Below are 15,795 nucleotides of genomic sequence, written 5' to 3'. Positions count from 1 at the left end.
TCCGTTTTTGAAACTATAACATTCTCTATGAAGCTATTTTGTTTGTTGACTTTGTTTTTCACGCTTACCATTCAGGCGCAGTTTCAAATAAACGGAATTGTAACGGACTCTAATAATAAACCGCTCCCTTTTGCTACCATTACAACTTCCGACAGCAATAATACGATTACGGATGTTGACGGGAAGTTCATTCTGAAAATGTCTGCAAAACCAGCTGCTTTTACCGTTTCGTATATTGGCTTTCAAACCAGAACGATTTCAGTTGCGGAACATAAAACTTTTTATCCCATCTCTCTTTCTCAAAAGACCGACGATTTAAAAGAGGTGGTGATTTCAAACGAAAACCCAGCCCTGACAATCATTAAGAAGGTCATTGCGAATAAAAACAAAAACAATCCGCAAAAAAAACTCAACAGCTTCGAATATAAAAGCTACAACAAACTTATCGTAACCGCCAATCCGGATTCGATCGACGGTAGAATCGACTCTACAGCAGCTTACAAAAATCTCGACAAAAAACGCATTAACATTGATTCTTCTGATTATAAATTCAAAGAAATAATCAGCAAGCAGCATTTGTTTCAAACCGAAAAAGTTTCCCAATATCAGTTTGGCAATCATAAATTAAAAGAAACCATACTAGGGACTAAGATGGCCGGGTTTAAACAGCCTATTTATGAAATTATTGCTTTTAACCTACAGTCGATTTCGATTTATGATTCGAAGTACGAACTGATTGAAACGAAATACGAAAACCCAATTTCAAACGACGCTCCGCAAAGTTACAATTACAAGATTCTGGATACCGTAAATATAAAGGGTCGCGAAACCTATATGATTTACTTTAAAAACAAACAAAGAAGAAAATCATCGGGCTTAGAAGGCGTTTTGTACATCGATCAGGAAAATTTTGCTGTTGCCAAAGCGGTAATGCGTATCAAAGGAGTTCTGGACATTAGCGGAATTCATGAATTTGAATATGTACCCAGCGAAAAAATATGGTTCCAAAGCAATACTACTTTTAAAATTGTAAAAGGAAAAAGCGACGATGACATTAAGATCTTAGGAGGAACGATTCAGTTTGACGGAGATGTTGAAGATAATTTTGAACCCCGAAAAAAATCGGCTTCCGATTTTACGTATCTGCTATCTGAGAGTAATAATTTCGATATTCATTACAACACCTCTCCCGCTATAAAAAACCCGGCGCTTTACATCGAAATTAAAGACGATGCCAACAAAAAACCGGAAACGTTCTGGGAAACCTACAGAAAAGAAAGTCTGGACCTAAAAAGCCAAAAAACCTATCAGTTGATAGACAGTCTTTCGATAAAGAAAAGAATCGAAAATCGTTTGGGATTGGGCCGAAAAATAATCAACGGGTATTTTCCGATTGGTCCGGTCGATCTGGACTTGAAAAAAATTATCAGTTACAACAATTACGAAGGTTTCAGACTCGGGCTTGGCGGCATTACCAACGATCGTTTTTCTAAAAATTTCAGAATCGAAGGATATGGGGCTTACGGAACAAAAGACGGTGCATTTAAGTACAGTCTTGGCACAGGAGTTTTATTGGATAAAAACACCAATACATGGGTAAATGGCTATTATACTGATGATGTTCGGGAGATTGCGAGTACCGTTTTTGCAGTGGACAAACGCGTTTTTAAGATTTACGACCCACGTCCTATCAACATTAGTACTTTTTATCAGTATGTGGGCTGGAAAGCCAATATTCAGACTAAAATCATCCCTAAAACGGAAGCAATTCTGGAATTTTCGAGAACTGCCGTAGAACCTAAATTCGATTATCTTTTTAATTACAATGGGAAGCTGTACTCGGATTATGTCATGACTACCGCAATGGTTTCGATCGTTTGGGCGCCCTTTAGTGCTTTCATGCAAACCCCGACCGGAAGAACGGAAACGGATAAAAGATTTCCAAGGTTTACTTTTCAATACACGCAGTCGCTGCCCAATGTTATGGAAAACGATTTTACTTTTGGAAAAATAGATTTCAAAGCGGAGTATGAAAAGAAATATCTGGACGGTCAGAAAACAAGTTTGCTCCTGCAGGGCGGTTACGCTACGGGCGATGTACCCCTTACCCATCTGTACAACACTATGCCCAACAACTTAACGAAGGAAACCGTGATTCAGCGTATCACTTTTGCCGGACGAAACAGTTTTGAAACGATGTTTTTTAACGAGTTTTTCTCCAGTCAATATGTATTTTTCCAAATCAAACATGGTTTTGACCGAATCAGAATACTCAAAAAAGTCCGTCCTTCTCTGGTACTGGTTACAAGAATGGCATGGGGAAATATGGAGAATCCGCAACAGCACGTAGGTCCGACCTATAAAACCCTCGACAAAGGTTTCTTCGAATCGGGAATAGAACTCAACAAGATTTATAAAGGTATTGGTTTAGGTGGCTTCTATCGTTATGGCCCGAACCAGCTAATGAGGTTTGAGGATAACATTGCGGTTAAGATTTCTTATGTACTGGATTTGGGACTTTAAGTCTAAAATTCCAATTCTTTTAAATTCCAAATCCCAAAAGCTAAATTCCAATCTTTTAAATCCCAAAAACTAAATTCCAAATTCCAATGTGACGTATAGTATCATTTGAGCGAAAAGGGTAATTACAAATAAGGAAACAAAGAAATCCGCACAAATCCGCGTTTTCGCAAAGCGAATCAGCGTCATCCGCGTGCCAAACAAAAAAAAACAAATTCCAATGTGACGTATCGTTTCGTTTCGAGGAACGAGGAATGATAAAAATGCGAACAAAACTCAAACAAAAAAATCCCAAACCCAATTATAAAATTGGAATTTGGGATTTGAGATTTGTAATTTTAACTATTGTAATTTAAACTCTTTTACGGCTTCAAGATCAATACTGAAGGTGTATTGTTCAACCAGGTGCTTTGAGATTCTATTAATTTCTTCCAGCTGTCCAAACTAATAATCATTAAGTTCTGATTCTCCAGAAACTCTTTTTTAATCGTTCGGTCGTGCATAATCATAATGTGATTGGGTGCAATTTGTTCAATAGAACGAATCGTTTCCTGAATATCTCTGGTGTTTTTTACTTCACCGCTGGCGTCCAGAACGGTAATCTGAGAGCCGTTATTGTTAATTAACTTTTTAGCATAATCAATCAAAAAAGCATCTTCCTTACTAAAAACCGGCATAAAAACCTGATTGACTTCTTCCAGCTTTTTATCGATAAAAATTCCCACTGGCATTTTGCTCTTTGCAATGATATGACGTGTTCTTTCATCAAAAGGAGAATTCTCAAACAATCCTTCTTTACCGGTAAACTTATCAATCAAACGATCCGGGTTTACAATTCTGGTGGTAAATCCGAGAATTTTACCCAACAGGGTTCCTTCAAAAATGGACTGTCCTAACCCCACTAACAATAAATCATATTCACCTTGATTTGCAGTATCAATAATATCCGTATCGATATCATTTGTCACTTTAAAAACGCTCACCATATTCTGATTCAGACGTTCTGATTCTTCAATCACAGGCATGAGCATTTTACGTTCGTGATCTTTCACATCAAACGAGTGTATTTCGGTACTCAATGATAAATGCATTGCCGTTACTATAGAGTTATCGGCTTGTTTCTTCACCAAACTATTAGCCAGTTTTAGTAATTTTTTTCCTTTTTCAGGAGTGGCGAAAGAAAGCAGAATTTTATACTTGCTTTTATTTCCAATTTCCTGTGGAATGGCCGTTATTTTATCTTTAAAAATAAAACCTATTAAATCCAGTGCAGGTCCTGTCATGAAGGTGGTTACCAAAGCCATAATTACCATCATGGTAAAAATTTCTGTGGATAAAACGCCCAAATCATAACCTATGTTTAAAACAACCAGCTCCATCAAACCGCGGGTATTCATTAAAGCTCCGATGGCTAAACTGTCTTTCCAGCTTTGTCCGACGAATTTTGCAGCAAAAGCACTTCCAAAGAATTTTCCGGCTACGGCTACTCCAATAATTACAGCAGTTACCTTCCATAAATACGGGTCATTCAGTAAACCAATCTGAGTACGCAAACCTGTAAACACAAAGAACAATGGCAATAAAACGATAATGGCTACGTCTTCTACTTTCTCGATAAAGATATTTCTGAATTTATTATTTTCAGGCATAATGGCTCCGGCTAAAAAAGCACCAAACAACGCATGAATTCCGATTAATTCAGCAGCATAAGCAGAGAATAAAAGTGTTAAAAAGAAAATAGCAACAACCGGTTTGTTCAGGCTCTCACGTGTCGAATTTAAATCACCAACACGTTTCAGGAACGGACGAACTATTTTCAGCATGATAATTACATACAATAATGCCAGTCCAATTACGTACAAAGCGCTTGTAAACGAACCTGCCTTTACAATGGCAATCACCAATGCCAAAATACACCAGGCCGTAATATCATCGGCAGCAGCACAGGTAATGGCTATGGTTCCGAGTTTTGTTTTTTGCATTCCGCGCTCCTGTACAATACGGGCAAGAACCGGAAATGCTGTAATACTCATGGCAATTCCCATAAACAATCCGAAAGAGGCAAACTCAACCCCAACCGGCGCAAAAGTATGGTAGATAAAATAAGCTAATGACAGACCCAGGGCAAAAGGGATTACAATACTTGCGTGACTTATAACTACAGCATCATGTGCTTTATTTTTCAAAACTTTCAAATCCAATTCCATTCCGATCACAAACATGAAAAAAATCAAACCAATCTGACTTAAAAATTGCAGGTTTCCTAAAGATTCTTTTGGGAACAAGGCTCCTGAAAATTCAGGAAAGTACATTCCGATCAAGGAAGGTCCTAAAACAATTCCGGCAATCATTTCTCCAATTACAGAAGGCTGTCCGATTTTTCTAAAAACCCACCCGAACAAACGTGCTACCAAAATAATAGTCACAATCTGTGCTAACAAAATAGCTAAAGGATGCTGAAGGTTATCTACCATCGAGTGAAGAAAATCATTCCAATGATTGCTTTCGATTTTTTTATGAACGATTCCGCGTCCGGCCTCAAGTGAAGCTCCCTTTGAGATTACCCAATATATCAGGGCCGTAAAACCTCCAATGACAGTAACGTAAAACAAGGAGTTTTTAATATTATTCATAACTCGTTTTTTTGATTTATTGCTGCAAATATCAACACTCCAATTGTAGTGCAAAAGTAAATTTACCGCTAATTTTCAATCCATGTAACAAGTCCGAAAAACTTTGTAATAAGTTAACAACAACCTCTAAAACGATTGTCATCCTGAGCGAAGTAGAAGGTTTTTGTAACTAAAAAGGAGGGGCTTCGACTTCGCTCAGCCTGACAGGGCTTTGGACTTCGTCCTTAACTAAAATCTTATAGTTTCACTCTTTTCAGGAAATCGGCACGATAAGTTTCACTCAGAATTAAAGAGCTGTTTTTACCGTCTTTTTCTAAATGGTGCAATACAATTTCGTTATGGTTAAAAAACTTTATTGCCTTTACAGCCACAATTTCTTTTTTGTTGACACGGCAAAAATCAGTCTCGGGAAGTTCCTGTAAAAGGGTATCAAATTTCACATTCTTTAAGTTGAGCAAACTTCCGTCAACCAGCAGTACGGTTTTATCCCGACTGTCACTAATGGCCGTCTTGATGTACTGAATCTGATTAAAATAAAGTAACGTTTTGCCTTTATCGGTATTCAACTGAATGAATTTTTTAGCGGCATCCGGTTTGTCGAAACGTTCAAAAGCTTTTGAGATCGCTTTTTGCAAACGTTCGAGTTTTACCGGTTTTGTAATATAATCTACAGCATCAATATTAAAAGCATCAGCGGCATACTCTTTATAAGCTGTGCAGAAAATAACCAACTTATTGTCGAGAGTTTCTGCCAGATGCAAACCGTCGATTCCGGGCATTTCGATATCTGAAATCAACAAATCAAAATCGAGATTCGGAATTTCAGCGAGGAGTTTTTCGGGATTGTTAAACGTTTTTACAATTTCTACTTCGGGAATCTGTTCACAAAGCATTTTCAGATACGTTAAGCCCGGCAGCTCATCGTCCAGCAGCAAGCATTTCAGTTTTGTATTCAAGTAAGTCTATTTTTAGATGAGCAATATAAATGTCATTTTCGACAAATCGGTCGAGTTTGAAGTTGTTTTTGTAAATAATTCGCAACCGGTGTTCTAAGGTGGCGTGGCCAAAACCGCTTCGTTCTTTTTTCAATACTTTCTTATCCGATATTTTATTGGAAACTGTCATAGAAAAAGCATTGTCCCTAAACTCAAATACAACCGAAATAAAAGCATCAGCACTCTGTAAGTCGGCATGTTTAAAAGCATTTTCGATTAAATCGATCGAAATTAACGGTGCCAGTAAAGGCTGCTCGTACAACTTGTCTTCTTTATTGATGTTCGTTTTGATTTTCAATTCAAAAAGCGGACTGATTTTGATTTTATTGATTTCGATTAAATTGAGTGCAAAATCAATTTCTTCTTTTGCCGTGACAAATTTTTTCTTACTCTCGTAAAGAATATAGTCCAGTACATTCGCCAATTTATCTAAGGCAAAATAGGTTTGATAAGCATGTGACTGAATCGAATTTAAAATATTCTTAAACAAATGCGGATTCAGTTTTGACTCTAAAGTCTCCAACTGTAAATCGTTCACCTTCATTTCGAGTGCATAAAAGCTTTTCTCGGCATCGTCTTTTGCTTTTTTGAACTGCAGCAGTTGGTACATCAAAAAACAAATGATAGCGATAAGCAATAAGAGAATTGCCAGAAATATAAAAGTGATCGTATTGTCTTGCATTGTTTATGTAAAGTTTAAAAGTTTTTTTGCCCACAGATTTTTAATGACTGGAAACAAACTTCAATCCAATAATCGAAGCAATTAAAGTCGAAAGAAAGAATATTCTCCAGAAAGTTGCCGGTTCTTTAAAAACTAATATTCCAACCAAAACAGTTCCCACTGCTCCAATTCCGGTCCAAACTGCATAGGCAGTTCCAATGGGCAATACCTGAGTGGCTTTATACAATAAAAACATACTGATGGAAAGACAAACAAAGAAACCAATCATCCAGTAGGTCGAAACCATTCCTGTCGTTTCTTTGGCTTTGCCGAGACAAGAGGCAAAGGCAACTTCAAAAAGTCCTGCGATTATTAATAGAATCCAATTCATTTTCTACCTCTTTTTAAATTAGATACAAATATGAGAAAAGCTAACGTAGAATTCTATAAAATATCACATTTTTAAACGACGGCATCGTTTCAATTGTGTTAACAAACCGTAAAAACCAAGCCGAATATTTAAGATTTCGAGCACTTTTCACTACATTTGCATCCATTTTACAAATTTTATGAAAAACGTCACACAAGTTGGATTTTGGGAGAAATTAGCCCGAATCATACTTAAAAACAGAATTTCTATACTCGTTGGGATCGCTGCCCTGACTATTTTCCTTGGTTACCAATGGAAAAACCTCTCTATGACTTATACTGAAGCAAATTTGCTTCCTAAAAACCATATTGCCAATAAAGATTATCAAAAATTTCTGGATAAATTTGGAGAAGAAGGAAACCTGGTTGTGATTGGTTTTCAGGATAAAAAATTCTTCACACCAAAAAATTATGCTGCCTGGAATGAGCTTATGACGGGCCTTAAAAAATCGAAAGAAGTAGACTTAGTGGTTTCCCTAAACGATTTGAAGAAACTGGAAAAAGACACGGTTAACGAAAAATTTGTTCTGGCTCCGTTTATCGATCAAAGCAAAGCAACTGATCCCGAATATTTGAAAAAGGTACAATATGATTTATTTCATAATTTACCTTTTTATGAAGGATTGCTTTATAACAAAGAAAGCGGCAGTATCCGTTCAGCAATTTACATCAACAAAGCGCTTGTAAACACCGCTGAAAGAAAAACATTCATTCTGGAAAATCTGGTTCCGAAAATTGACAAATTCGAGAAAACCACAGGAATTGATTTACGTGTATCGGGAATGCCGTACATCAGAACGATCAATGCCGACAATATGAAAGGCGAGATCGGACTTTTTATTGGTGCGGCCTTACTGACGGTTTCTTTGATTTTCTTTTTCTTTTTCCGTTCGTACCGAGCCACCTTTATTTCCATCTGCATTTTAATTGTGGGGGTAATCTGGTCTTTTGGGACTTTAGGATTGTTTCATTATAAAATTACGATTCTAACCGCTATTATTCCACCATTGATTATTGTAATCGGAATTACAAACTGTATTTTCCTGATCAACAAATACCAGCAGGAAATCAAACTCCACAACAATCAGGCAAAAGCATTACAGCGTATTATTTCTAAAATTGGAGTTTCGACTTTAATGACCAATTTAACCACGGCAATTGGTTTTGCAACGTTTATGATTACCGGAAATGATTTGCTTTTTGAATTTGGTCTGGTTACCTCGATCAATGTAATTTCGGTGTATTTACTAACGCTTTTAATTGTACCGATCGTGTACAGTTTCATGTCGGTTCCGGGAGAAAAACATTTGTATCATTTAACAAAAACGTACATTTCGACCTTACTGGATTTTGTTGAATATGCGGTAAAAAGCAAACGAAAAGTAATCTATACGATTTATGGTTTACTATTGATTTTTAGTATTATTGGAGTTACTCAAATGAAAGTTTCAGGAAGTTTGATTGGTGAAATGCCAAAAAGCGCTTCTTTCTTTAAGGATATTCTCTTCTACGAAAAAGAATTCAATGGTGTAATGCCGCTTGAGATCATGATTGATACCAAAAAGAAAAAGGGTGTCATGAAAGCATCTACCATTCGTAAAATGGACGAATTGCAAAACACGATCACAGAAATGCCTGAACTGGCAAAACCGGTTTCGATCGTAAATCTGGTTAAGTATTCGAAACAGGCTTTTTATAACGGAAATCCTGAATATTACCAATTGCCTACTTCGCAGGAACAGACTTTTATTTTGTCGTATGCTAAAAATGCAACCAAAAACAGCAAAGAAAACCTGATGAAAGCCTATGTAGATTCGACCGGACAATATGCCCGAATTACGACTTTCATGAAAGATATTGGTACGGATGAAATGGCTAAAGTGGAGAAAAAACTTCACAGCAAGATTGATGAAATTTTCCCGAAAGACCGCTATGAAGTTACGATAACCGGAAAAGCACTGGTGTTTCAAAAAGGAACCTCTTACCTGGTTGACAATTTAATTGAGTCTTTGATTTTTGCGATACTTGTAATTGCCGCGCTGATGCTCTACTTGTTCCGATCGTTTAAAATGGTTTTTGCCTCAGTAATTACGAATATTTTACCGCTGTGTATCACTTCAGGACTGATGGGGTATTTTGGAATCCCATTAAAACCTTCAACGATTTTAGTGTTTAGTATTGCATTTGGTATCTCGGTAGACAATGCGATTCAGTTTATGGCGAAGTACCACCATGATTTATTGCAGAATAACGGAAAGGTAAAAAAATCAGTTTTCAGTGCTTTAAGAGAAACCGGAATCAGTACTTTTTACACTTCGGTGGTTTTGATTCTTGGATTTGCTACTTTCACGCTTTCAAGCTTCAGCGGAACCATTGCATTAGGAGGTTTAATTTCCTGCACATTGGCCTTTGCGATGTTTGCCAATTTATTGGTTTTACCGGCTTTGGTCTTGACTTTCGAGAAAAAGAAGGCTAAGAAAGAGGACTTGGAGAATTTGGAGGGGTAAACACGAATTGCACGAATTAACACGGATTGATAACTTAGATTTTTATCAAAGCTTAAAACCTTTATAAAGATTTAAAACACAATACTGTCATTTCGACGAAGGAGAAATCACACTAGAAACTCCGCACTAAGGATCGTCAATCTTTGTAGAGCTGCTTACGGAGATTCCTCGTTCCTCGGAATGACAAAAGAGAATAACTGATTTATAACAACGATTGCCCTAGCCCTGATAGCAGCGGTATCCTTTTTCTGACTTCTTTAGGAAGAAAAAGATATAGCGGATAGCAGGAAACAGCTTCTAATTTTAATTATTATCGTTTATATTTGCAGTTATTACACAACAAATAATTTAATTTCAATAGTATATATAAAATGAAACACACAAAAGTTAAAGACTTATTAAACAGTACGACGACGCTTCAGGAGGTTAATGCAAAAGGATGGGTGAGAACTTTTAGAAATAATCAGTTCATCGCGCTTAATGACGGTTCTACCATTAATAATATACAATGTGTTGTTGATTTTGAAAATACACCTGACGAAACTTTAAAAAGAATTACGACCGGAGCTGCGGTTTCTGTAATTGGAACCTTGATCGAAAGTAAAGGTGCTGGTCAGAAATATGAAATTCAGGTGAATAAATTGGAAATCTTAGGAGATTCTGATGCAGAAAAATTCCCGATACAGCCAAAAAACAAACCTAGTTTAGATTTCTTGCGCGAAAATGCACATTTACGTGTTCGTACTAATATGTTTGGTGCAATTATGCGTGTGCGTTCGGTATTATCGTTTGCGGTTCACAATTATTTTCAAAGCAAAGGTTTTGTGTATGTAAATACGCCAATCATTACCGGTTCTGATGCTGAAGGTGCAGGAGAAATGTTTAAAGTTACGGCTTTGCCTTTTGACAACACGCCAAGAACTGAAGACGGAAAGGTAAACTATAAAGAAGATTTTTTCGAAAAAGAAACAAACTTAACGGTTTCAGGACAGTTAGAAGGAGAAACGTATGCGATGGCTTTGGGTCAGATTTATACTTTTGGACCAACTTTTAGAGCTGAAAACTCTAATACTTCTCGTCACCTTGCTGAGTTTTGGATGATCGAGCCGGAAGTTGCTTTCAATAATTTGGATGACAACATGGATTTGGCTGAAGATTTTATTCAGTACGTCATTAAATATGCTTTAGACAATTGTCAGGATGATTTGAAGTTTTTAGAAGGAAGACTTTTAGACGAAGAAAAATCAAAACCTCAGGCAGAAAGAAGCGAAATGGCTTTGTTAGAAAAATTGAACTTTGTATTAGAGAACAACTTTAAACGTGTTTCTTACACAGAAGCTATTGACATCCTGAGAGATTCTACTCCGAACAAAAAGAAAAAATTCCAATATCTAATCAACGAATGGGGAGCTGATTTACAGTCAGAACATGAGCGTTATTTGGTTGAAAAACACTTTAAATGTCCGGTAATCTTGTTTGATTACCCGGCAAATATTAAAGCGTTTTACATGCGTTTGAACGACAACACTGAACCGGGAAGAGAAACGGTTCGTGCCATGGATATCCTTTTCCCTGGAATTGGAGAAATTGTTGGTGGATCTGAAAGAGAAGAGCGTTACGACGTTTTGATCGAAAAAATGAAAGCCCTGGAAATTGACGAAGAAGAATTATCATGGTATTTAGATACCCGAAGATTCGGATCAGCAACTCACGCAGGTTTCGGACTTGGATTTGAGCGTTTGGTATTGTTTGTAACCGGAATGACAAACATCCGTGACGTAATTCCTTTCCCAAGAACTCCTGGAAATGCTGAATTCTAATCAAAGGTTCTAAGCTACTAAGATGCTAAGGCTCTAAGATTTTGAAACATAAATAAAATAATTTTAACACGAATTTAATTCGCCAACATAAGATGCTCAGTACCTTAGTACCTCAGTATCTTAGCAACTTTTTTATGCTAAAGCAATTTTTAAATTTAAAATTATCCCAAAAATTATCTCCACAGCAAATTCAGCTGATGAAGTTAATTCAATTGCCTACGCAAGCTTTTGAGCAACGTTTATTGGAAGAAATGAACGAAAATCCGGCACTGGAAGCCGGTAAAGAAGACGAATACGAAGCGGATGAATTTGCCAATGAAGACTACGACGATTACGATGATGCTGAATCTGACAGAATCGAAGCAGACGACATTAACATCGACGAATATCTAAGCGACGACGATACACCCGATTATAAAACTCAGGTGAACAATTACAGTGAAGACGAAGAACGCGAAACTCCTTTTGCTTCGCCAATTAGTTTTCATCAGGATTTAATCAATCAGCTGAATACTTTTATTCTGAATGATGAAGAACGTGAAATTGCCGAATTCCTTGTTGGAAGTATCGACGATATGGGATACATCCGCAGAAGTGTTCCGGATATTGTAGACGATATGGCCTTTACTCAGGGAATTTATACCGATGAGAAAATGGTCGAAAAAATGCTTCAGGTGATTCATGAACTCGAACCTTCGGGAGTTGGAGCACGTGATTTACAGGAATGTTTATTATTGCAATTAAAGCATAAAACCCCAACAGAGTATATCGATTTAGCGATTGATATCATCGAAAATCAGTTTGATGCTTTCACCAAGAAACATTACGACAAGCTTTTACAGAAGTACGGCGTTTCGAACGAACAGCTTAAAAAAGCCATACACGAAATAGAAAGACTGAATCCAAAACCAGGAGGATCTTATACCGGAAACAATAAAGTAACAGAGAATGTAGTTCCCGATTTTGCGATTAGAATTGTAGATGGTGAACTGGAATTGACTTTAAACGGACGAAATGCTCCTTCCCTGCACGTTTCTAAAGATTATCAGGAAATGATGCAAACGTATAAAGATTCCCGTGATAAATCGTCGGCACAAAAAGATGCCGTGCAGTTTATCAAGCAAAAACTGGATTCGGCCAAATGGTTCATCGATGCGATCAGACAACGTCAGGAAACACTTTTTGTGACGATGAATGCGATTATGCATTATCAGGAAGAATACTTTCTGGATGGAGATGAAACCAAACTAAAACCAATGATCTTAAAAGACATTGCAGACATGGTTGGTTTGGATATTTCAACCATTTCACGTGTCGCCAACAGTAAATATGTCGAAACACCATACGGTACAAAACTGATCAAAGAGTTTTTCTCTGAGGCCATGAAAAATGACCAGGGAGAAGACGTCTCGACTTTAGAGATTAAAAAAATCCTTCAAAACACCATTGAAGAAGAAGATAAAAAGAAACCTTTACCTGACGATCAATTGGCCGAAATTTTAAAAGAAAAAGGCTATCCAATTGCCAGAAGAACCATTGCAAAATACCGCGAACAGTTAGATATTCCGGTAGCAAGGATGAGGAAAAAAATCTAATCCACAAACCCGACAGCTTTTTAAAACCTGTCGGGTTTAAATTTATAAAACGAGAAAAGTTTACGTTATTAAATAAGAAACCTAACTGATTTTTAAATCTCGTTAGGTTTTTTTTATCCCCAAAAACAACAAACCCGACAGGTTTTTGCAACCTGTCGGGTTTAATTTATAATATCCCTAAATTATTTATACTGATCCGGCGTTATCGTAATCTGAAACAAATAATTTTCTTTTTTATCATCGTAATTATAGATCAGGGTAAAACCATTGTCCCGAAAAGCTTTAAGCCCCGGATTTGCTTTAACCGTACTCAAAAGACTTGCTTCAATATTCTGTTTTATCGTTTCAATTTCTGCAGTCTCTTTTTCAACATTTAACAAAGTCAAATTGTACTGAACCACTTTATCTTTAGGCAAAGTAACATTATCCAAACGAATTCCCTCCTGAATGATTAAAGGACAATTTTCATTGTATTTATTAACCAATTCAACCATTGCCTTATCTTTCACAGGTTCTTTAAAAGAACGATACAAAACTAAAGCCAGCAATAATGCCGCAATGGCACTTACAATTAAAATCGTTGAATTCTTTTTTTTAGTAGGTTGCTGCATCTTTTAATTTGTTGGGTTAGAAAGAAAAAATCGTTATTTCTCCTGAATCTTTTTCATGGCATTATAGTAAGCGGCACGGCTCAATGGCTCATACTCTTCCGTTTCACCAAGCATTACTAACTTATCGTTATCTGTTTTACGAAAACTATAATTGGCAAGATTTCCGGTACGAGTACAAACGGCGTGAACTTTTGTTACGTATTCGGCCGTGGCCATAAGTGCCGGCATAGGACCAAAAGGATTTCCTTTAAAATCCATATCAAGTCCTGCAACTATCACACGTATTCCCTGATTGGCCAGATCGTTACAAACCGTAACAATTTCATCATCAAAAAATTGTGCTTCATCAATCCCGATAACATCACAACCTTGTGCTAAAATAGAGATATTGGCCGCAGCCGGAACCGGAGTAGAACGAATTTCGTTGGCATCGTGAGATACCACCATTTCGTCATGATAACGGGTATCAATAGCGGGTTTAAAGATTTCGACTCTTTGTTTGGCAAATTGGGCGCGTTTTAATCTGCGGATTAATTCCTCGGTTTTACCCGAAAACATTGATCCACAAATAACTTCAATCCAACCAAATTGTTCTTTGTGATTTACTGTATTTTCGAGAAACATTTTGTATTTTTCTACCTTTAAAAATGAATAGTTTTTATTACTTTGTACTGGTAATAAATCGACGTGAAAAATTGCAATTTTACACTTTTTCAAAAGTAGAAAATTTTTATCAAATCGGAGATTCGCAAACGCTTATTAACAGAAATAAAAAAATATCTTTCCGTTTTCGATCGCGAATAAAGACATTCAAATACAAAATATACTAAAATACCGTATTCACTATAATTTCAACAGTTATGAAAAAAAAATTGGAAGCCGATTTAATCAGCATTGCACATCGAATTTTAAAACTTAAAAACAAATCCGATATCAATCAATTGTATCTTGAAACGCAGAAATTATATGAAAAACTAGCGGTTTTAAAATTTGTAGACGAGAATTTCGACACTCTGAAGCCAACAATTGGTCACAACCAAATCCATTCTGAAATTGAATCTATCTTTGAAAAAGAAGAAACAATCGCAACGGAAGTTAAAATTGAAACTCCAATAGTAACGGAAGAAATAGCAGAAGTAGAAGCTATAGTTGCTGAAGAAATCGCTGCTGAACCTGCAGAAGATCCAAATCCGGAACCAGAAGCTCCCGAAGAAGTAATTTCTGAGCCTACAGAAGAAGCAAGTCCCGAGCCAGAAATTCTTGAAGAAGTAACCGCTGAAATTCCTGAAGAAACTGCAGCAGAACCAATTATTGAAACTGTTCCGGAAATTGTTGCCGAAATCACGGAAGAATCGGTTGTTGAAAAAGAAGAAGAACCAATTCTAGAAACCACAAAAGAAACGGAACCTGCCGAAGAACTTTCGTTTAGAACCGTTAGTGATTTTAAGCCAATTCCAGATTTCGTTCAGGCTTTTGAATTAGATAAATTAGAAGAAGTAGAAAAAGAGGAAGAACCGAAAAAAGAAGATCCAAAAACAGAAACTTCTTCAAAACCGAGCCCTGTACACATTTCTTTTGAAGAAATATTAGGTGTTAATTACGCTGATGCCCATTTTGTAAAAGTAGACAGTTTCGAAGCCGTTTCTTCTACTCCAACACCTTCAATCAGTGAGTTGAAAGAGCCAAAAACTACTCAAACAACTGTTTTAGAAACTCCTGCTGAACCCAAAACGGTTACGTTAAATGAAAAACTGGCAAAAGGTTTTCACATTGACTTAAACGACCGTATTGCTTTCACCAAAAACCTTTTCGGAAACAGTTCGGAAGATTACAGCCGTGTTTTAAATCAGTTACTAACTTTTGATTCTTTTGGTGAAGCAAAAGAATTTATTGAGGATATGGTAAAACCCGATTACAACAACTGGGATGGAAAAGATGATTACGCCGAGCGTTTTCTTGGAATCATTGAGAAAAAATTCTCCTAACCTCTCACATTTTACATTTCACATTTCACAAATAAAAAC

General features: G+C 36.7%; 11 protein-coding genes. 5 read left to right on the top strand and 6 right to left on the bottom strand.

Annotated elements, in window-relative coordinates:
• Positions 1 to 27: 27 nt before the first annotated feature.
• On the top strand, positions 28 to 2,523 hold the full coding sequence (locus ACN1CN_RS17670; protein ID WP_419136565.1) for a DUF5686 family protein: 2,496 nt from the start codon (positions 28 to 30) through the stop codon (positions 2,521 to 2,523).
• Positions 2,524 to 2,882: 359 nt separating this feature from the next.
• On the opposite strand, the gene ACN1CN_RS17665 is transcribed toward ACN1CN_RS17670, so the two are convergent.
• From ACN1CN_RS17665 to ACN1CN_RS17650, 4 genes are all read right to left on the bottom strand, one after another.
• Positions 2,883 to 5,153, bottom strand: coding sequence for a cation:proton antiporter (locus tag ACN1CN_RS17665; RefSeq protein ID WP_264525499.1), 2,271 nt, complete (start codon positions 5,151 to 5,153; stop codon positions 2,883 to 2,885).
• A gap of 236 nt (positions 5,154 to 5,389) precedes the next feature.
• A complete protein-coding gene (locus ACN1CN_RS17660) occupies positions 5,390 to 6,109 on the bottom strand; it encodes a LytR/AlgR family response regulator transcription factor (protein WP_264525500.1) in 720 nt (239 codons plus the stop codon).
• Positions 6,072 to 6,830, bottom strand: a complete 759-nt coding sequence (locus ACN1CN_RS17655; RefSeq protein WP_173965996.1) for a sensor histidine kinase — start codon at positions 6,828 to 6,830, stop codon at positions 6,072 to 6,074. The genes ACN1CN_RS17660 and ACN1CN_RS17655 overlap by 38 nt, the downstream gene beginning before the upstream one ends.
• A 40-nt stretch (positions 6,831 to 6,870) precedes the next feature.
• Positions 6,871 to 7,200, bottom strand: a complete 330-nt coding sequence (locus ACN1CN_RS17650; protein WP_173965997.1) for a DMT family transporter — start codon at positions 7,198 to 7,200, stop codon at positions 6,871 to 6,873.
• A gap of 178 nt (positions 7,201 to 7,378) precedes the next feature.
• Between ACN1CN_RS17650 and ACN1CN_RS17645 the strand changes: the two genes are divergently transcribed.
• From ACN1CN_RS17645 to rpoN, 3 genes are all read left to right on the top strand, one after another.
• On the top strand, positions 7,379 to 9,745 hold the full coding sequence (locus tag ACN1CN_RS17645) for an efflux RND transporter permease subunit (protein WP_419136564.1): 2,367 nt from the start codon (positions 7,379 to 7,381) through the stop codon (positions 9,743 to 9,745).
• A 371-nt stretch (positions 9,746 to 10,116) separates the two neighbouring features.
• A complete protein-coding gene (gene asnS, locus ACN1CN_RS17640) occupies positions 10,117 to 11,565 on the top strand; it encodes an asparagine--tRNA ligase (RefSeq protein WP_419136563.1) in 1,449 nt (482 codons plus the stop codon).
• Positions 11,566 to 11,699: 134 nt separating this feature from the next.
• Positions 11,700 to 13,160: an RNA polymerase factor sigma-54 gene (gene rpoN, locus ACN1CN_RS17635; protein WP_264525506.1), complete on the top strand. Its 1,461-nt coding sequence runs from the start codon at positions 11,700 to 11,702 to the stop codon at positions 13,158 to 13,160.
• Positions 13,161 to 13,342: 182 nt separating this feature from the next.
• On the opposite strand, the gene ACN1CN_RS17630 is transcribed toward rpoN, so the two are convergent.
• Together ACN1CN_RS17630 and ACN1CN_RS17625 are read right to left on the bottom strand one after the other, a co-directional pair.
• Entirely contained in the window at positions 13,343 to 13,771 is a 429-nt protein-coding gene (locus tag ACN1CN_RS17630; protein WP_419136562.1) for a hypothetical protein, read from the bottom strand.
• 33 nt (positions 13,772 to 13,804) lie between these two features.
• On the bottom strand, positions 13,805 to 14,395 hold the full coding sequence (locus ACN1CN_RS17625; protein ID WP_264526364.1) for a thymidine kinase: 591 nt from the start codon (positions 14,393 to 14,395) through the stop codon (positions 13,805 to 13,807).
• A 236-nt stretch (positions 14,396 to 14,631) separates the two neighbouring features.
• Between ACN1CN_RS17625 and ACN1CN_RS17620 the strand changes: the two genes are divergently transcribed.
• Positions 14,632 to 15,756, top strand: coding sequence for a hypothetical protein (locus tag ACN1CN_RS17620; RefSeq protein WP_419136561.1), 1,125 nt, complete (start codon positions 14,632 to 14,634; stop codon positions 15,754 to 15,756).
• Positions 15,757 to 15,795 lie beyond the last annotated feature (39 nt).

This window comes from Flavobacterium sp. T12S277, assembly GCF_048514875.1.
Taxonomy (GTDB): Bacteria; Bacteroidota; Bacteroidia; order Flavobacteriales; family Flavobacteriaceae; genus Flavobacterium.
Note: the sequence above shows the minus strand (reverse complement) of the source record. Positions and strands in the feature narration are given on the sequence as shown.